18 protein-coding genes are annotated in these 19,039 nt (G+C 27.8%); all 18 read left to right on the top strand.

The features are described 5' to 3' along the window. Positions 1-103 precede the first annotated feature (103 nt). The 18 genes from gpr (at position 104) to yqfD (ending at position 19,017) form a co-directional block, all read left to right on the top strand. Positions 104-1,081, top strand: a complete 978-nt coding sequence (gene gpr, locus AC07E4_RS17090; protein ID WP_430829644.1) for a GPR endopeptidase — start codon at positions 104-106, stop codon at positions 1,079-1,081. 117 nt (positions 1,082-1,198) lie between these two features. Further along, on the top strand, positions 1,199-2,284 hold the full coding sequence (locus AC07E4_RS17085; protein ID WP_478217040.1) for a stage II sporulation protein P: 1,086 nt from the start codon (positions 1,199-1,201) through the stop codon (positions 2,282-2,284). Positions 2,285-2,468: 184 nt separating this feature from the next. Beyond that, a complete protein-coding gene (locus tag AC07E4_RS17080; RefSeq protein WP_478217039.1) occupies positions 2,469-3,551 on the top strand; it encodes a stage II sporulation protein P in 1,083 nt (360 codons plus the stop codon). Positions 3,552-3,747: 196 nt separating this feature from the next. Continuing rightward, positions 3,748-3,999 carry a hypothetical protein gene (locus tag AC07E4_RS17075; protein WP_034438136.1) on the top strand — a complete coding sequence of 84 codons (252 nt, stop codon included), beginning with the start codon at positions 3,748-3,750 and terminating at the stop codon, positions 3,997-3,999. Positions 4,000-4,176: 177 nt separating this feature from the next. Further along, positions 4,177-5,985, top strand: coding sequence for a translation elongation factor 4 (lepA, locus tag AC07E4_RS17070; RefSeq protein ID WP_034438132.1), 1,809 nt, complete (start codon positions 4,177-4,179; stop codon positions 5,983-5,985). Between the two features lie 27 nt (positions 5,986-6,012). Continuing rightward, complete coding sequence (gene hemW, locus AC07E4_RS17065) at positions 6,013-7,149, top strand: radical SAM family heme chaperone HemW (protein ID WP_034438130.1); 1,137 nt, start codon at positions 6,013-6,015, stop codon at positions 7,147-7,149. 92 nt (positions 7,150-7,241) lie between these two features. After that, positions 7,242-8,282 (top strand): heat-inducible transcriptional repressor HrcA, encoded by a 1,041-nt coding sequence (gene hrcA / locus AC07E4_RS17060; RefSeq protein WP_034438127.1) that lies wholly within the window; start codon positions 7,242-7,244, stop codon positions 8,280-8,282. Positions 8,283-8,477: 195 nt separating this feature from the next. After that, positions 8,478-9,077, top strand: a complete 600-nt coding sequence (gene grpE / locus AC07E4_RS17055) for a nucleotide exchange factor GrpE (RefSeq protein ID WP_101541655.1) — start codon at positions 8,478-8,480, stop codon at positions 9,075-9,077. A 20-nt stretch (positions 9,078-9,097) separates the two neighbouring features. Then, on the top strand, positions 9,098-10,921 hold the full coding sequence (dnaK, locus tag AC07E4_RS17050) for a molecular chaperone DnaK (protein ID WP_478217038.1): 1,824 nt from the start codon (positions 9,098-9,100) through the stop codon (positions 10,919-10,921). 267 nt (positions 10,922-11,188) lie between these two features. Continuing rightward, complete coding sequence (dnaJ, locus tag AC07E4_RS17045; protein WP_478217037.1) at positions 11,189-12,310, top strand: molecular chaperone DnaJ; 1,122 nt, start codon at positions 11,189-11,191, stop codon at positions 12,308-12,310. 311 nt (positions 12,311-12,621) lie between these two features. Next, positions 12,622-13,560 carry a 50S ribosomal protein L11 methyltransferase gene (gene prmA, locus AC07E4_RS17040; RefSeq protein WP_478217036.1) on the top strand — a complete coding sequence of 313 codons (939 nt, stop codon included), beginning with the start codon at positions 12,622-12,624 and terminating at the stop codon, positions 13,558-13,560. Positions 13,561-13,587: 27 nt separating this feature from the next. Then, the gene (locus AC07E4_RS17035; protein ID WP_478217035.1) at positions 13,588-14,337 is read left to right on the top strand and encodes a 16S rRNA (uracil(1498)-N(3))-methyltransferase; all 750 of its coding nucleotides are present in this window, start codon (positions 13,588-13,590) and stop codon (positions 14,335-14,337) included. After that, positions 14,337-15,632, top strand: a complete 1,296-nt coding sequence (gene mtaB / locus AC07E4_RS17030; RefSeq protein WP_430829648.1) for a tRNA (N(6)-L-threonylcarbamoyladenosine(37)-C(2))-methylthiotransferase MtaB — start codon at positions 14,337-14,339, stop codon at positions 15,630-15,632. The genes AC07E4_RS17035 and mtaB overlap by 1 nt, the downstream gene beginning before the upstream one ends. 199 nt (positions 15,633-15,831) lie before the next feature. Then, positions 15,832-16,176 (top strand): histidine triad nucleotide-binding protein, encoded by a 345-nt coding sequence (locus AC07E4_RS17025; RefSeq protein WP_478217034.1) that lies wholly within the window; start codon positions 15,832-15,834, stop codon positions 16,174-16,176. A 125-nt stretch (positions 16,177-16,301) separates the two neighbouring features. Continuing rightward, a complete protein-coding gene (rpsU, locus tag AC07E4_RS17020) occupies positions 16,302-16,478 on the top strand; it encodes a 30S ribosomal protein S21 (protein ID WP_034438108.1) in 177 nt (58 codons plus the stop codon). A 32-nt stretch (positions 16,479-16,510) separates the two neighbouring features. After that, the gene (locus tag AC07E4_RS17015; RefSeq protein ID WP_034438106.1) at positions 16,511-16,957 is read left to right on the top strand and encodes a GatB/YqeY domain-containing protein; all 447 of its coding nucleotides are present in this window, start codon (positions 16,511-16,513) and stop codon (positions 16,955-16,957) included. Between the two features lie 595 nt (positions 16,958-17,552). After that, positions 17,553-17,837, top strand: coding sequence for a sporulation protein YqfC (yqfC, locus tag AC07E4_RS17010; RefSeq protein WP_034438104.1), 285 nt, complete (start codon positions 17,553-17,555; stop codon positions 17,835-17,837). A 1-nt stretch (position 17,838) separates the two neighbouring features. Then, complete coding sequence (gene yqfD / locus AC07E4_RS17005; RefSeq protein ID WP_051539806.1) at positions 17,839-19,017, top strand: sporulation protein YqfD; 1,179 nt, start codon at positions 17,839-17,841, stop codon at positions 19,015-19,017. The last annotated feature ends 22 nt before the right edge of the window (positions 19,018-19,039 follow it).

Below are 19,039 nucleotides of genomic sequence, written 5' to 3'. Positions count from 1 at the left end.
CAACTTTTATTAAAAAAAGAATATTAAAGTTGCATTTGGAAAAAATACAAACAAAGGAAAGTCTACATTATTATTTTAAATAAATTAAGAGGTGGAGATAAATATGAACAATATAAGAACAGACTTAGCGTTAGAAGCTAGAGAGTATTATAGTGAACAAAATGAAAATCCTGAGATAGATGGTGTTGAAGTAGAAGAACATGTAGATAAGCAAGTTATGGTTACACATGTAAAAGTATTAAATGAGAATGGAGAAAAAGTAATAGGAAAATCAAAAGGAGACTATATCACATTAGAATTTACAGATTTTGTATACTATGATGCTGATGCCAAAGAAGATGTAAGTCAAACTCTAGCAAAAGAATTATCAAAAGTTGTAAAAATAGATGATAAGACTACAGCATTAGTTGTGGGATTGGGAAATTGGAATATAACACCAGATGCATTAGGACCACAAGTTACATCTAAATTAATGGTAACAAGGCATTTAAAGGAATATGTTCCAGATAGCATAGATGAAGGAATAATACCAGTTGCAGCCATAGCACCAGGAGTTTTGGGGCTGACAGGTGTTGAAACTAGTGAAATAGTAAAGGGTGTTGTAGATAGAGTTAAACCTAATTTAGTTATATGTATAGATGCATTAGCATCAAGAAGAACACAAAGAGTAAATAAAACAATTCAAATAGGAAATACAGGTATAGCACCAGGAGCAGGTATTGGAAATAATAGAAATGCATTAAATGAAGAAAGTTTAGGAGTACCAGTAATAGCAATTGGAGTTCCAACGGTTGTAGATGCTGCAACACTTGCAAGTGATACTATAGATTTAGTATTGGAAGATCTTATGAGTGAGTCTAAAAAAGATAGTAAATTTTATGATATGTTAAATTCATTAGATAGAGATGAAAAAGATTTATTAATAAAACAAGTATTAGGTCAAAAAATGTCATCAATGGTAGTTACCCCTAAAGATATTGATATGGTAATCGAATGCATTTCAAAAATAATAGCAAATGGAATAAATATAGCGCTTCAACCTGCACTTACATTAGATGATATAGATAAATATTTAAATTAAATATATGAAAATAAGAGAATTTTTCAATTCTCTTATTTTTATTTGAAAGTGTATAAAATAATATTTCATTCATATAAATTATATAAACATATTATATTTTTAAGGGGATGAGGGTAGGTGAATTATAAAAAACAATCATATAAGAAAAATAATTTTAAATATAATCCTAAGTATAATATTAAATATTTGGATGATAAAAATAGAAATATTAATTTGAATAAGAGTAAAAGTTTAAAAACTATACTTATAATAACAAGTTTAATCTTATGTTTTGTCTTTTCTGCATTCAATATATATTTTTTAAAGAAAAGCGAAATTAAAACTAATATTTTATATAAAGCAATGAATAATAGTATGGCAACATTAGGGGTATCTTCAAAAAAACTAGATACAAATGAAAAAGGCACATTTTTACCAAATAATATAAAAGAAGCACTTAAATATGACATAGAACATATAAAAAATAGTAAAAGTAAAGAAAAATCTCCAATAAGAAAAAATGATATTACCATGGATGATGTTTACAATATTGAAGCATTTAATTTAAGTGAAAATGATATAAAGAAAAATGAAATAGGGAAGGTGTCTAGTGATGATTTAGCTAAAAATGCAGCAAAAAAAATATTAATATATCATACACATACTTGTGAGGCTTATTCACCTGGAGAAAATAGAAAACAAGATTTAAGTCTTACAATTGCCGGTGTAGGTGAGGAACTTACAAAGAGTTTAAAAGAAAAAGGTTTTACAGTTATTCATGATATGACACTTCATGATAATGTTGATTACCCTAATGCATACAAGCATTCTAGGGAAACATTAAAAAGATATTTAAATGAATTTAAAGATTTTGATTTAATAATTGATCTTCATAGAGATGGAGGAGTGCCTAAAGCTAGAGTAACATCAAAGATAAATGAAGAATCTATAGCTAAAATTATGTTTGCTACAACATCTGAAAATCCTAGATATAAAAAGCAATTAGAAAAGATTAATAAAATTGCAGGAATTTCAAAAAAAATATATCCAGAATTATTTAGAGATATAGTTGCTCATGATAATGGAATTGGATGTGATTTTTATAGCCACGATTTAAGTGATAATGCAGTTTTAATAGAAGTTGGTTCAGAAGAAAATACTTTAGATGAAGCAAAAAATAGTATGAAATATTTAGCAGAAGCTATAAGACTTTCTTTAAACTAATTATAGTAATTTACATTTTAAAAGGTATAAATAATATAAAAATTTCATATAAATCAACTAGATGAAAGAAATAAACTTTTTATATGGACAAGTTTATTGATAATCTTACTTAAAATTTTAATTAATAATAATTTTAAAAATAAGTAAATTATAACTTGTTTAGTATAAATCTAGGGGGGAGAAAATGAATTACAAAAGGGAAACATATAAAAGATACAATCCTAGGTATAACCCAAGATATAATGTTAAATATATTGGAAATCAAGCAGAAAGCATTAATAAAAATGTTAAAAAGCATAAAAAAATAATTAGTATAATACTTATTGCTATATTAGCATTAAGTGTTTCATATATGAGTGTTAAGGAATGTTTTAATAAAGGTGATAGTAGTTTTAAAACAACTATTTTATATAAGGCTATAAATAATAGTATGGCAACTTTAGGTGCTTCAGCTAAAAATACAGTTAGAAATGAAGATAAAGGTATTGAAGCATTTAATATACAACAAGCAATTAAAGATCAGTTAGGCTTTTTTAGAAATAAAAAAAATAAAGACAAAACTAAGAGTGTAATGAATGAAACATATAATTTAAATGAATTTAATTTAAATGAAAAAGATATAAATAAAAATGAGGTAGGAAATGTTTCAAAACAAGACTTAGCTAAAAATGGATCAAAAAAAATACTTATATACCATACACATACTTGTGAAGCTTATTCGCCAGGTGAAGCTAGGAAAAAAGATCTTAATTTAACTGTTGCAAGCGTTGGTGAAGAACTTACAAAAAATTTAAAAAGTAAGGGATTCACAGTAATGCATGATACTACAATTCATGATAATGTTGATTACAATGGAGCATATTATGAATCAAGAGAAACAATAAAAAAATATATAAATGAGTTTGGAGATTTTGATTTAATAATTGATCTTCATAGAGATGGTGGAGTTCCAAAGGCAAGAGTAACAGGAAATGTTAATGGGGATTCTGTAGCAAAATTAACATTTGTACCAGCTACAGCTAATCCAAGGTATAAAAAACAATTAGAAAAAATGAACAAAATTGCAGCAAATGCACAAAAATTATATCCACAGTTATTTAGAGAAATTCCTATATATGCGGAATATACTACAGGAATAACATATTATAGTCAGGATTTAAGTGATGGTGCAGTTTTGATTGAGGTTGGTTCAGATTCAAACACTTTAGATGAAGCTAAAAATAGTATGAAGTATTTATCAGAAGCCATAAGACTTGCTTTAAATTGAGTATTAAGATGACTTGCTTAGAAAATATCTAAGTAGGTCTTTTTATGTTTTAAAACATTTTTGTTACAAATTAGTTAAAAAGTGAGTTTTATAAGATAAATTATGACTTTGAAAGAATTTTTGAAAATATGTCAATAATATATAAGTATAAAAATTATTTATAAGGCAAAGTATTATAAAAGAAAGGAAGTTAAGCTTGAGAAAGAAAGAAAGATTAATTTTGGTAATAAGCATATTTTCTCTAATGATGGGAGCGTTTATAATAAATTTCAATTCATCACAAATGGTAAAAGATAATAGTTGTATAAAAGTTTGTACAGGAGAAAAACCTAAGTTAATATTTACAATGAAAAATAAGCAAATAGTATTTGATACGAACTTCGTATGTAATTTGAAGAATGGAATTGAAGTAATATATGATAATATAATTACATATTCAAAAAAATAATAATTATAGAAAGTAAAAATACAGTTAACAAAATTTATATTAAATATGATATAATTTAACCTGATTAAATATAATATAAAATTAATTTATGATAATTTTTAGTAGAACTTTCAAAGAAACATATAATAAAGTAGATTTTGAAATTTAAATTCATTACTATAAACGGGGGTAAATAAGATGCAAAGCAACAGACAAAAACACATAAGAAATTTTTCTATAGTTGCCCATATAGATCACGGCAAGTCAACACTTGCAGACAGGTTATTAGAAAAAACAGGTACACTTACAGAGAGAGAAATGGATTCACAAGTACTTGATAATATGGAACTAGAAAAAGAAAGAGGAATAACAATAAAATCTCAAGCAGCAAGACTTGTATATAAAAGAGAAGTAGATGGTGAGGAATATATACTAAATCTTATAGATACTCCAGGACATGTAGACTTTAACTATGAAGTATCAAGAAGTTTAGCTGCTTGTGAAGGTGCACTTTTAATAGTTGATGCAACTCAAGGAATTCAAGCACAAACATTAGCAAACTGTTATCTAGCATTAGATAACAATCTTGAAATAGCACCGGTAATAAATAAAGTTGACCTTGCTAGTGCAAGACCAGATGAAGTTAAAGAAGAAATTGAGGATGTTATAGGAATAGAAGCTCATGATGCTCCAGCTATTTCTGCTAAAACAGGACTTAATATAGAAGATGTACTAGAAACAATAGTTAAAAAGATTCCATCACCACAAGGCGATGAAGAAGCACCATTAAAAGCATTAATATTTGACTCTTATTATGATAGCTATAAAGGCGTTGTAACATATATTAGAGTAATTGATGGTGTTGTAAAACCAGGAACTAAAATAAAGCTTATGAATACTAATAAGATTTATGATGTTACTGAAGTTGGGGTGTTCACACCATCACCATTACCAATCAAAGAACTTAGAGCTGGTGATGTTGGATACTTAAGTGCGTCAATTAAAAATGTAGGAGATGCTAGAGCTGGAGATACTATAACAGAAGCAAACAGACCAACTTCTGAGCCTATGGCAGGATATAGACCAGCAGTTCCAATGGTATTCAGTGGAATATATCCAGTTGATGGAGCAAAATATGAAGCGTTAAAAGAAGCTTTAGAAAAGCTACAATTAAATGATGCTGCATTATCTTTTGAACCAGAAACGTCAATTGCATTAGGCTTTGGATTTAGATGTGGATTCTTAGGTCTTTTACATATGGAAATAATTCAAGAAAGAATAGAGAGAGAGTTTAATTTAGATATTATAACTACAGCTCCATCTGTTATTTATAAGGTTTTAAAAACAAATGGTGAACTATTAGAAATAACAAATCCAACAAATCTTCCAGAACCATCAGAAATAAGTCGTATGGAAGAACCTATGGTTAAAGCTTCTATAATTGCACCATCAGATTTTGTTGGAGCAATAATGGAATTATGCCAAAATAAAAGAGGTACATTTATAGATATGCAGTATCTTGATCAAACAAGAGTTATGCTTAATTACGATATGCCTCTTAATGAAATAGTATATGATTTCTTTGATGCTTTAAAATCAAGAACAAAAGGATATGCATCTTTTGATTATGAACTAAAAGGATATCAAGAAACAGAACTTGTAAAACTTGATATAATGCTAAATGGAGATATAGTTGATGCACTTTCTATGATAGTACCAAATGAAAGAGCTTACTATAGAGGAAGAGCAATGGCTGAAAAACTAAAAGAAATTATACCAAGACAACTATTTGAAATTCCAATACAAGCAGCTGTTGGTAGTAAAATAATAGCTAGAGAAACTGTAAAAGCTATGAGAAAAGATGTACTTGCAAAATGCTATGGTGGAGATATATCAAGAAAGAAAAAATTATTAGAAAAGCAAAAACAAGGTAAAAAGAGAATGAGACAAGTTGGAAGCGTTGAAGTTCCACAAGAAGCATTTATGGCAGTATTAAAAATTGATTAAATTAAATCATTAAATGGAGGAGAAAAAATGGAGAAAATATCATTATATATTCATATACCATTTTGTAAAAATAAATGCTTTTATTGTGATTTTCCTTCTTTTAGTGGATGTGATGGACAGATGATAAACTATGCGAAAGCGCTATCTAAAGAAATAGATAATGTGAGTCTTTCAAATTATATAATAGAAACTATATTTATAGGTGGGGGAACTCCCACCTATTTCTCTTTAGAGGCAATTAATATACTAAAAGAAAGCATAAAAAAATTAAATTTATCAAAAGATATAGAATTTACTGTTGAAGGAAATCCAGGCACATTTACAAAGGAAAAATTAGAAGCATTTAAGAAAATGGGAGTAAATAGATTAAGTATAGGACTTCAAGCTTGTCAAAATAATTTATTAAAAAAAATAGGTAGAATACATACCTTTGAAGAATTTATAGAAAGTTATGATATGGCAAGAGAGAGTGGTTTTGAAAATATAAATGTAGATTTAATGTTTGGACTACCAAATCAAACTGTAGAAATGTGGGAAGAAAGTTTAAATAAAATAATTAATTTAAAACCAGAACATCTATCTTGCTATAGTTTAATAATTGAAGAGGGTACACCTTTTTATAATCTTTTTGAAAAGGATATATTAAAGCTTCCTAGTGAAGAAGATGAAAGAAAAATGAATTTAAAAACATTGGAAATTCTAAAGAAAAATGGATATATACAATATGAAATTTCTAATTATGCAAAGCCTGGAAAAGAATGTAGACATAATTTAGTTTATTGGGATGTTAAACCATATATAGGTTGCGGAAGTTCAGCTCATTCATATATAAATGAAATAAGATATTCTAATGAAAATAATATTTCTTATTATATAGAAAAAATGAATAAAAAAGGAAATGCGATAATATATAAAGAAAAGAATAATATAAAAGACAATATGGAAGAGTTTATGTTTTTGGGTCTTAGAAAAATAAATGGTATAAATAAAAATACATTTAAAGAAAGATTTAACTCGGATATATATGAAGTTTATGGGAAAATTATTAATAAGTATGTAAAACTTGGATTAATGAGTGATGAAAAAAATAGTATTTATTTAACAAAGCGAGGAATAGAAGTATCTAATAGTATAATGTGTGAATTTATTTTTGAAAAAGATTAAAAAATCTATTGACAATATACATAGAAAATGATATGTTAAGAATGTACTAATTAGCACTCTTAATTAGTGAGTGCTAATAATGAGGTGATAAAATGGAAATGGATGATAGAAAAATTTATATACTTAAAGCTATTATCCATGATTATATCACTTGTGGAGAACCAGTAGGGTCTAGAACAATTGCTAAGAAGTATGATTTGGGAATTAGTTCTGCAACTATTAGAAATGAAATGTCTGATCTTGAAGACATGGGATATCTAGAACAATTGCATACATCTTCAGGAAGGAAACCTTCAGATAAAGGCTACAGATTTTATGTTGATGACCTTATGAAAATTTCTGCACTTACTTCAGAAGAAGAAGCTATAATAAAGAATTCACTATTAGATATAGCTTTTGAGGAAATAGATAAAGTGCTTATAGAAGCAACAGAAATATTATCGAATCTTACAAATCTTACTTCTGTTGTTAAAGCACCATCATTAAAAACTAGTTCAATGAGGTACTTGCAGTTAGCTCCAATAGATAACAATAGCATTTTGTTTACTATTGTTACTAATAGTGGTGTAATAAAGAATAAAGTTATTAAAGTTAAAAAGTCTATTGATAGTAGTTTGATCTTACAAATAAATAATGTATTAAATTTAAAATTAAGAAATATATCTTTTGAGGATATGTCACTAGAGTTTTTAGAAAAATTAAAACAAGATTTAATGCAAAATGAGGAAATTTTCAATGCTATCATTCCAATGCTTTATGAAACTTTAATAAATGAAGATAATAGTAAGGTATTTATAAAAGGATCAACAAATATATTTAATTATCAAGAATACAACAATATAGATAAAGCTAAAGATTTCTTGAACTTTGTAAATAATGTAGACTATGTTAAAAAATTGTTAGATACTGATGCAAAGCAAGGATTATCTGTGAAAATAGGTGAAGAAAATTTTCTAGATTCTGCTAAGGAATGCAGTATAATAACTGCGACATATAGTTATAACGGAAATCCAATAGGAACTATAGGAGTTATAGGTCCAACTAGAATTCCATATAGTAAAGTTATAGCAGTAGTTGATAAGTTAGTTAAAGAACTTAATTATAATATACAAAAATTATATAAAGGTTTTTAATACTAAAGTTTAAAATAGCAAGTTAAATAGAAGTATTAATATGCTTTTATCTAAACTTTAATATAAGAAACAAATATTTAAGTATAGCTTGTTATTTTCTTTCAAACCTAAAAATCTAACTATAGTAAATAAATGATAATAAAAATTACAATTTATTTTACTGTATAAAGACTAAGTTAAATATAGAATGGAGGAATGAAAGTGGATAAGAGAGATGAAACCCTTAATGAAAAAAGGGAGGAAAATCTTGAGGAAGAATGCAAGTGTGAAGCAGAAAACCTGAAAGAATCCGAAAATATAGAAGATGCTGAAAAAAATGAGGAAACAAGTTTTGAACCAGTAGATATTAAAGCTTTAAAAGCAGAAAATGAAAAATTAAAAAGTGAATTGAATGATTCAAAGGAAAAGTACCTAAGATTAGGTGCTGAATATGACAATTACAGAAAAAGAACAATAAAAGAAAAAGAAGGTATTTATCTAAGTGCTTGTGAAGATGTTTTAAAAGAAATGTTTACTGTTCTTGATAATTTAGAACGTGCACTATCTTGTGATTCTAATGTAGATGATTTAAGAAAAGGCATAGAAATGACAGTAAAACAATTTAATACTTCACTTGAAAAATTAGGTGTTGAAGAAATAGATACTGCTAATGGATTTGATCCAAACTATCATAATGCAGTTATGCATGAAGAAAATGATGAATTAGGTGAAAATCAAATAGTGGAAGTATTCTTAAAAGGATACAAAAAAGAAGATAAAGTATTAAGATATAGTATGGTAAAAGTAGCAAATTAGCAAATAGGAGGTAAAATACTATGGGAAAAATAATAGGAATTGATTTAGGAACAACAAATTCATGTGTTGCAGTTATGGAAGGTGGAGAACCGGTAGTTATAGCAAACGCAGAAGGAGCAAGAACTACTCCATCAGTAGTATCTTTCATGAAAGATGGTGAAAGACTAGTAGGTCAAGTAGCAAAAAGACAAGCAATAACAAATCCAGATAAAACAATAATATCAATAAAAAGACATATGGGTACTAACCATAAACAAGCTATAGATGGAAAAGAATATACACCACAAGAAATATCAGCAATGGTACTTCAAAAATTAAAAGCAGATGCTGAAGCATATTTAGGTGAAAAAGTTACAGAAGCAGTTATAACAGTTCCTGCTTACTTTAATGATAGTGAAAGACAAGCAACAAAAGATGCTGGTAGAATAGCTGGTTTAGATGTTAAGAGAATAATAAATGAGCCAACAGCTGCTTCACTTGCATATGGTATGGATAAAATGGATACAAATCAAAAAATATTTGTATATGATTTAGGTGGTGGTACATTTGACGTATCAATCCTAGAACTTGGAGATGGAGTATTTGAAGTTAAAGCTACAAATGGAGATACAAAACTTGGTGGAGATGATTTTGATGAAAAAATCATTGATTATATAGCTGAAACTTTTAAAGCTGAAAATGGAATTGATTTAAAAAATGATAAAATGGCACTTCAAAGATTAAAAGAAGCTGCTGAAAAAGCAAAAATAGAATTATCATCATCAACACAAACAAACATCAACTTACCATTTATAACAGCTGATGCAACAGGCCCAAAACATATAGATATGAACTTAACAAGAGCTAAATTCAATGAATTAACTCATGATTTAGTTCAAAGAACAATAGAGCCTATGAAAAAAGCTTTAAATGATGCTAACTTAACAATAAATGATATAGATAAAATTATATTAGTTGGAGGATCTACAAGAATTCCAGCAGTACAAGAAGCGGTTAAAAACTTTACTGGAAAAGATCCATCAAAAGGAGTTAACCCAGATGAATGTGTTGCAGTAGGTGCAGCAATTCAAGCAGGTGTTTTAACAGGAGAAGTTAAAGATGTATTATTACTAGATGTTAGTCCATTAACACTAGGAATTGAAACTTTAGGAGGAGTTGCTACTCCATTAATAGAAAGAAATACAACTATTCCAACTAAGAAGAGTCAAGTATTCTCAACAGCAGCAGATGGTCAAACATCAGTTGAAATTCACGTTGTTCAAGGTGAGAGACAAATGGCTGCAGATAATAAAACTCTAGGAAGATTTACATTATCAGGTATAGCACCAGCTCCAAGAGGAATTCCTCAAATAGAAGTTACTTTTGATATAGATGCTAATGGTATAGTAAATGTTGCAGCTAAAGATAAAGGAACAGGAAAAGAGGCTAATATAACAATTACAGCATCAACTAACTTAAATGAAGATGAAATCAAAAAGGCAGTAGATGAAGCTGAGAAATTCGCAGAACAAGATAAAGCTAGAAAAGAAGGAATCGAAGTTAAAAATAATGCAGATCAAATAGCTTATCAAACAGAAAAAACATTAGGAGAACTTGGTGACAAGGTATCAGAAGAAGATAAAAATGATATAAATGCTAAATTAGAAGCATTAAAAGCTGTTAAAGATGGCGAAGATATAGAAGCTATCAAAAAAGCAACAGAAGAATTAACACAGGCTTTCTATGCAGTATCTTCTAAGATGTATCAAGCAGAAGGAGCTCAAGAAGGAGCACCACAAGGCGCAGAAAATCAAGGAAATAATACAGATGAAAATGTAGTAGATACAGATTATAAAGTAGACTAATAAAAAAATTTAGTTTGAATAGTTAATAAATATTAGAAGTTGATAGTTAAGGAGGCTATAATCTAATAATTAAATAACATTTAATTATTAACACCTTAACTATCAATTTTTTTTAGAAAAATAATAATTTTAAAAGGTTTTAAAAATTATTAAATATATATTAAATGTAACAAAAATGTATAATAATTAATAAAATAATACAGTTGAAATAATACATAAGATGCATTATATTATATAAGTTAGACTATAATAGGTGGTGAATTGGAAATGGCAAATAAAGATTATTATGAAGTTTTAGGTATAGATAAAAATGCAAGTGAAGATGAAATAAAAAGAGCGTTTAAAAAAGCTGCGTTAAAATATCATCCAGATAGAAATCAAGGTGATAAAGAGGCGGAAGAAAAGTTTAAAGAAATTAATGAAGCGTATCAAGTTCTTTCAGATAGTGAAAAAAGACAACGATATGATCAATTTGGAACTGCTGATTTCAATGGACAAGGTTTTGGAGGCTTCGAAGGAGGCTTCGGAGGTTTTGACTTTGGAGATATATTTGGAGATATATTCGGTGGATTTGGAGGTTTTGGTGGTTCATCATCAAGAAGAAATGGTCCAAGAAAAGGTGCCGACATTGAATATACATTAAATTTAACTTTTGAAGAAGCTGTATTTGGTGTTGAAAAAGAAGTTAGTATAAATAGAAAAGAAAAATGTGAAACTTGTAATGGATCTGGTGCTCAAGGTGGAGCATCTGCAAAAACATGTCCAAAATGTAAAGGTACAGGACAAATAAGAGTTCAAAGACAAACTCCTATAGGGGTAATAGCTACACAATCTACATGTGATGCTTGTGGTGGAAAAGGCCAAGTAATAGATAACCCTTGTAATACTTGTCATGGAACAGGAAAAGAAAATAAGAGAAGAACTATAACAATAAATGTTCCAGCTGGAGTAGATAATGGTAATGTAATTCCATTAAGAGGTCAAGGAGAAGCTGGCGATAATGGTGGTCCATCAGGAGATTTATATATAAATATTCGAGTTACATCTCACAAAACTTTTGTTAGAAAAGGATTTGATATTTATATAGATACACATATAAGTTTTGCACAAGCTACGTTAGGTGCTGAAATAAAGGTACCTACAGTTGATGGTGAAGTTAAATATGTTGTTCCAGCGGGAACTCAACCTAATACTACATTCAGATTAAAAGGAAAAGGGGTTCCAAGAGTAAATTCTGCAGGAAGAGGAGATCAATATGTAAAAGTTATAGTTGATGTTCCTAAGGAATTAAATGATAAACAAAGAGATGCATTACAAGCATTTATGGAAGCTAGTGGTGAGTCTACAGAAAATATACTACATCATAAGAAAAAATGGTTTGGAAAATAGTTATAGGAGAAACTTCTTAAAAAGAGGTTTCTTTTTATATGTTTAAAAATTAAAATATAATTCAGTTTGAAATATTAATGAATTAGGTTTAATATATTTTAAAGCTGTTAAAAATTATGATAGTATAGTAAAATAGATATTCATAATTGCTATAGGGATAAAATCAGATTTTGATTTACTTAGGAATGATCAAAAATTTAAATAACATTTAAAAATATTACTTAAATAAAGGTACAACTTAAAAACTGAGTTTAAAACCCTGAATTTGAATAAAAGCGAGATAATAAATTAGTAAATTGGAGGAATAAATTATGGAAAAAGATTGGATAGAGATAACTGTTGTGACTAGTAGTGAAGCTAGTGATGTAGTTTCAGGATTCTTTTATAATACAGGTGTAGATGGAGTTTCTATATTAGATTCTGAGGATGTTGCGTTTAAAAAGAAAAATCCAAGTGGTTGGGATTATTTTGATGAAAATCTTTTAAAGGTAAAAGAAGGCGCAATAATCAAAGGTTATTATAAAGAAGATGATAAATTACAAGAGTATATAGAGTACATAAAAGAAAGTGTAGAGAAATTACCTGAATTTGGATTTGATAAAGGGGAAGGTAGTGTACATGTTGTTAAAGTAAATGAAGGCGATTGGGAAAACATTTGGAAGCAATATTATAAACCTACTAAGATAGGTGAAAGAATAGTTGTTAAACCAATTTGGGAGCCTTATGAAGTTAAAAATGATGAAATAGTGGTTGAATTAGATCCAGGTATGGCATTTGGAACAGGAACTCATGAGACTACTAGAATGTGTATGAAGTCTCTTGAAAAATATACAAAAAAAGATAGTACAGTATTTGATATAGGAACAGGGTCAGGTATATTAGCTATATCTGCTGCGAAATTAGGTGCTAAGCATGTTGTGGCAGTTGATTTAGATCCAGTAGCAGTAGATTCAGCTAAAAAGAATGTTGGATATAATAATATTTCTAATATAGAAGTTTTACATGGAGATTTAATGGAAGTTGTAAATGGTAAGGCTGAGATAGTTGTTGCTAATATAATAGCTGATGTTATTATATTTTTAGTAGAAGGAGTAAAAGAATTTCTAAATAAAGATGGATATTTTATAACTTCAGGTATAATACTTGCTAAAGTAGACGAGGTAGTGGAAAAGTTTAAGCAATGTGGATTTGAAATAGTTGAAGTTATTAGAGATGGTGAATGGGTGTGTGTAATAGGTAAAAACATATAGTAATTTAAAGTAGAAGAGGTGATTTTTATGCATAAGTTTTTTGTGCCTAAAGAGAATATTAACTTGGATACGTGTTTTATAGAAGGTGATGATGTAAAACATATATATAAAGTTTTAAGACTTACAGAAGGAGATAAAGTAAGTATAAATAACTGTGAAGGCAAAGAATATATAGGAACATTAAAAGAAATTAATAAAAAACAAGTAATTGTTGATTTAATAGAAGAATGTGAATTAAATAATGAAAGTCCAATAAAAGTTCACTTATTTCAAGGTCTTCCGAAGTCAACTAAAATGGACTTAATAGCTCAAAAAAACACAGAATTAGGTGTAAGCTCTATAACTCCTATAATTACAGAAAGAGTAGTTGTAAAAAATGATTCTGAGTTCAAAAAAGTAGATAGATGGAATAGGATAGCATTAGAAGCATGTAAACAGAGTAAAAGGAGCTTAATTCCTACCATAAATGAGCCTATATTATTTGAAGAGTTATTGAATAGATTAAATTATATGGATTTAATTGTTGTACCTTATGAAAATGAAGAAGGATTTGGAATAAAAAAATTAATAGGAAATGTAGAAAAAAGTTCTATTGAAAATGTGGCTATAGTTATAGGTCCGGAAGGTGGATTTGAGGAAAGTGAAATAGAATTACTAAGAAGTAGTGGTGCGCATATAGTGACGTTAGGACCAAGAATTTTAAGAACAGAAACAGCAGGCTTTACAGCTTTAAGCTTGTTAATGTATGAATTAGGTGATTTAGGAGGGGTTTTATAATGAAAGTTGCTTTTTGTACTTTAGGATGTAGAGTTAATGTATATGAGTCAGAAGCTATGACGGAAAAATTCATAAAAGCTGGCTATGAAGTAACATCTTTTGATGAAAAGGCAGATGTTTATGTTATAAATACATGTACAGTTACTAATATGGGAGATAAAAAATCACGTCAAATGATTTCAAGAGCAAGAAGGAAAAATCCGGATGCTATAATTGCAGTTGTTGGATGTTATTCTCAAATTGCATCTGAAGAAGTATCTAATATAGAAGGTGTAAATGTAGTATTAGGAACTAAAAATAAAGGCGATATTGTATTTTATGTAAATAAAGCAAGAGAAGAGAAAAAGCAATTTGTGGATGTAAATGATGTTTTAAGAAATAAGCATTTTGAAGAATTGAAAATAGAAGAATATCAAGATAAAACAAGAGCATTTTTAAAAATACAAGATGGTTGTAATAGATTTTGTTCATATTGTTTAATACCTTTTGCAAGAGGTGCTGTTTGTAGCAAAGAGCCCGAATTGATATTAAGTGAAGTAAAAGAGCTGGCTAAAAATGGATTTAAAGAAATAATTTTATCTGGTATACATATTGCATCATATGGTGTTGATTTAGAAGATTGGTCACTTATAAGAGTTTTAGAGGAAGTAAATAAGATAGACGGGATAGACAGGATAAGAATAGGTTCTATAGATCCTACATTTTTTACTGATGAAGTTATAGAGAAAATATCTAAATTAGAAAAACTTTGCCCACATTTTCACTTATCATTACAAAGTGGTTCAGATGCAACATTAAAAAGAATGAACAGGCATTATACTGCACAAGAGTATAAATTAGTTCTAAAAAAATTAAGAGCGAGTATAAAGAATGTATCCATAACTACAGATGTTATTGTTGGATTTCCAGGTGAAAGTGAAGTTGAATTTGAAGAAACATATAAATTTTTAAAGGAAATAGAACTTTCAAAAATGCATATATTTAAATATAGTCCAAGAAAAGGAACCAAAGCAGCTGATATGATGTTGCAAGTAGATGGAAATATAAAAGAAAAAAGAAGTGCAAAACTGATTGAATTAAATAATATGCTAGAAAAGAAGTTTATGGATAAATTCATAGGACAAGAAATGAAAGTTTTATTTGAAGAAGAAATGAAAGGTAAAGAAGGCTACTATGTAGGCTATACACCAAATTATATTAAAGTGATTGTTAAAAGTGACTTGTCTTTAGAAGGAAAAGTACTGAATGCTAAACTAATGGAAACAGAAGATGAAAATATGATAGGAAATATATAAATTTATAAAAAAATGAAGGAATTTTAAATAATTAGTAGAATAAATATTAATTAGGTATATAATATGTAATTGAGGAAAATACTTTTTATAAAAAAGAGTATAAATTTATATAAAAAAGTTTAATAATAATTAATAAGTTATTAAATTTTAAATAGAAGGGAGGGAAAATGTCACTAATTTTTCTAAGTGACTATAAATTATGAGCGATTGTATTTTTTGCAAAATAATAAATGGTGAAATTCCAAGTGAAAAACTCTATGAAGATGATAAAGTTTTAGCTTTTAATGATATAAATCCTGAAGCACCAGTGCATTTTTTAGTTATTCCCAAAGAACATATTAAAAATATTAATGAAATAACAGAAGAAAATTCAGAGATAGTATCACATGTGTTTAAAGTGATAAAAAAGATAACTCAAGATTTAGGTATATCAGAAGATGGTTATAGAGTTGTGACTAATATTGGTCAAAATGGAGGTCAAACTGTATGTCATATGCATTTTCATATTTTAGGCGGAAGAAATTTAGTTTGGCCACCAGGTTAAAAAAACAATGAAATTGTTGACAAAAGATTTAACTATACTGTATAATTAACAATGTGCTATTTATGTCCCGCAGCGCTATTTTAAGTTTATAAAATTGAATTGAGCTAGCGGAGGGAGGGATAACAATGTCAGAAATTAGAGTTGGAGAAAACGAATCATTAGAAAATGCTTTAAGAAGATTTAAAAAGAAATGCGCTAGAGCTGGTGTACTTTCAGAAGTAAGAAAAAGAGAGCACTATGAGAAACCAAGCGTAAAGAAAAAGAAAAAATCAGAAGCTGCAAGAAAGAGAAAATTCAAATAGGATTTTTGAAATTTGAAAGAGGGTAAAGAGCTATGTCCCTTAAGGATAGATTACAGGAAGACTGGAAAAATGCTTTAAAAGGAAGAGATAAATTTAGAGCAAGTGTGATTAGCATGGCTAAAGCTGCTATCTTGTTAATAGAGAAAAGTGGAACTGGAAGTCTTAATGATGATCAGGTCATTGAGGTTTTAGCTAAGGAAGTTAAGCAAAGAAGAGACGCTTTGCAAGAGTTTGAAAATGGAAATAGACAAGATTTAGTGGAAAGCACTAAAGCTGAAATAGAGATCTTGTTAAATTACCTTCCTCAGCAGTTAACAGAAGATGAGATCAGAACAATTGTTCAAGAGTCTGCGGAATTAATAGGCGCAAATAGCATGAAAGATATGGGAAAATTAATGTCCACTGTTAAACCTAAAATAACTGGTAGAGCAGATGGAAAATTAGTAAGTCAAATAGTTAAAGAATATTTGAATAAATAAGAACTCAGTTTATCTGAGTTCTTTTTTCAATTTATAGTAATTTCAACTTTAAAATGTATTAATAAATTGATGAGAAGGGAATTATTCGTGATAAATTAATATAAAAACTAATATAAAAATTAATCAATAATTTAGATTTATAGAAAAAGCATGTGAAAACATGCTTTTTTATTTTGCGTTATATTTATAAGTAAAAATAAAATTATTTAAGTATTAAGTTTAGAAAATAAATTTTATAGTGATTTTCTGAGGAGTTTAGCCTAATAAAAGCATATAATTGCACTTATTGACAAATGATGATTGAACAAACAATTGAATCCATATATATGAAATTTACATGTAATAAGTAATTGCTGAAAATTTTAATACTTCCAAAATCATATAGTTTTAAAAGATAGTAATTTATTTTGAAAGGTAATCATAAAATTAAAATATAAAATAACATATATAATTAAAAAAAGTCAGAGTAACTTATGTTTTTGATTTAAGTAAAAAATAGGTAATATAGTTAAGAATTAAAATATAAATTATGTATAAGTTAAAAACGTATTAAATTTTAGTAAAGCAAGTATAAGAGGTAAAGAGGTGTTTGTTGATGAATAATAAAATTCAAGATAGATTTGAAAAGTTAGGCGAAAAGTTGGACATACCTAGGGAAGCAATATTAGATGTACCTAAAATAACAATTATATCCAATACAGAGGTAACTATAGAGAATCATAAGGGGATAATGTTGTTTGAGAGAGAAGAAATTAAAATAAGAACATCTATAGGAACATTAAGTATTTTGGGTCAAGACTTTGAAATAATATTTATAGGGGGGACAACAATGGTTTTAAATGGCAAATTTAAAGCTATTGGATATTTAGGTGATGAGTAGAATGAAAAAATATAATAAAGGTGTATTATTAGTAGAAGTTGAAACTTTGAAGTCCGAAAAACTTTTAAACTATCTATGGAAGAAAGATATAAAACTTAGAAGAATAAAACGAAATAGTTTAACAAACTACACTATGGAAATAGAGTTTAAAGATTATAATACTTTGCTTGAAGGTGTTAAAAAAGTTGATGGAAAAGTTAAAGTCTTAAATAGAGATGGGATTATGTTTACTATTTTAAAATTGAAAAGAAGGCGTTCATTAATTATAACCTTAGTTATATTTATTGGAGTTATTTATTATTTAAGTAGTTTTATTTGGAGCATTGATGTAGTTACAGAAAATTATATTCCACCTTTTGAAATTAGAGAGATGCTAAAAGATTATGGAATTGAAAAAGGTGTAAATAAAAATAGTTTTGATGTATATAGATTACAAGAAAGAATAATAGATGATAATGATGAAGTGATGTGGGTTAAAGCTAGGATTGAAGGATGTAAATTAAAAGTTGAAATAGTTGAAAGACAAGCTCCACCTAAAATTAAAGAGCCAGAAGTTACTGGAAATGTAATAGCATCAAAAAATGGTGAAGTTCAAAGAATATTTTCTAAAAGTGGAACTGTATTGGTGGAGAGAGGGCAAGTTGTTAAAGAAGGAGATGTTCTTATAAAGGGAGAACAAGGGAAGGAAGGAAAAGAATATATAACAAATGCAGAAGGTGCTGTAATAGCGAAAACTTTTTATGCGGTTAAAAAAGAAGTACCTAAATTAAAAATAGAGAAGAAACGAACAGGAAAGATAGCTAAAAGTTATTATATTGATATTAAAGGAAAAAGAATTTATCTTAAAAATGCCTTAAATACCTTTGAAAAGTATGATAAAATAGAGGATAATAAAGGAATAATAAAAACAGAGATTTATCATGAAGTTTTAGAAGAAGAAAAAGCTACAAATATAAATGATATAGTAGAAGAAATGAAAAGAAGTATTCTTTTGAATTTAAATAAATCTGTAAATGTTTTAGATGTAAAAAAAGATATAAAAGAGCAGGGTGATAAAGTACTTATTGAAGTAGTTATTATAGCAGAAGAAGATATATCTAAGAATCAAACAATAACTGATGAGAATGATATTGATATAGGAAAAGAAGAAACAATAAATAATGAGCAACAAGAAAATTAATATTATTTAAAATTTTCACTAG

The sequence above is a fragment of the Clostridium amazonense genome (genome assembly GCF_056431285.1).
Note: the sequence above shows the minus strand (reverse complement) of the source record. Positions and strands in the feature narration are given on the sequence as shown.

Excerpts from the sequence above, each read along its gene's own strand:
- gpr (WP_430829644.1), top strand. The coding sequence starts at position 104 with ATGAACAATATAAGAACAGACTTAGCGTTAGAAGCTAGAGAGTATTAT.
- AC07E4_RS17080 (WP_478217039.1), top strand. The coding sequence starts at position 2,469 with ATGAATTACAAAAGGGAAACATATAAAAGATACAATCCTAGGTATAAC.
- lepA (WP_034438132.1), top strand. The coding sequence starts at position 4,177 with ATGCAAAGCAACAGACAAAAACACATAAGAAATTTTTCTATAGTTGCC.
- hemW (WP_034438130.1), top strand. The coding sequence starts at position 6,013 with ATGGAGAAAATATCATTATATATTCATATACCATTTTGTAAAAATAAA.
- hrcA (WP_034438127.1), top strand. The coding sequence starts at position 7,242 with ATGGAAATGGATGATAGAAAAATTTATATACTTAAAGCTATTATCCAT.
- grpE (WP_101541655.1), top strand. The coding sequence starts at position 8,478 with ATGAAAGTGGATAAGAGAGATGAAACCCTTAATGAAAAAAGGGAGGAA.
- dnaK (WP_478217038.1), top strand. The coding sequence starts at position 9,098 with ATGGGAAAAATAATAGGAATTGATTTAGGAACAACAAATTCATGTGTT.
- dnaJ (WP_478217037.1), top strand. The coding sequence starts at position 11,189 with ATGGCAAATAAAGATTATTATGAAGTTTTAGGTATAGATAAAAATGCA.
- prmA (WP_478217036.1), top strand. The coding sequence starts at position 12,622 with ATGGAAAAAGATTGGATAGAGATAACTGTTGTGACTAGTAGTGAAGCT.
- AC07E4_RS17035 (WP_478217035.1), top strand. The coding sequence starts at position 13,588 with ATGCATAAGTTTTTTGTGCCTAAAGAGAATATTAACTTGGATACGTGT.
- mtaB (WP_430829648.1), top strand. The coding sequence starts at position 14,337 with ATGAAAGTTGCTTTTTGTACTTTAGGATGTAGAGTTAATGTATATGAG.
- AC07E4_RS17025 (WP_478217034.1), top strand. The coding sequence starts at position 15,832 with ATGAGCGATTGTATTTTTTGCAAAATAATAAATGGTGAAATTCCAAGT.
- rpsU (WP_034438108.1), top strand. The coding sequence starts at position 16,302 with ATGTCAGAAATTAGAGTTGGAGAAAACGAATCATTAGAAAATGCTTTA.
- AC07E4_RS17015 (WP_034438106.1), top strand. The coding sequence starts at position 16,511 with ATGTCCCTTAAGGATAGATTACAGGAAGACTGGAAAAATGCTTTAAAA.
- yqfC (WP_034438104.1), top strand. The coding sequence starts at position 17,553 with ATGAATAATAAAATTCAAGATAGATTTGAAAAGTTAGGCGAAAAGTTG.
- yqfD (WP_051539806.1), top strand. The coding sequence starts at position 17,839 with ATGAAAAAATATAATAAAGGTGTATTATTAGTAGAAGTTGAAACTTTG.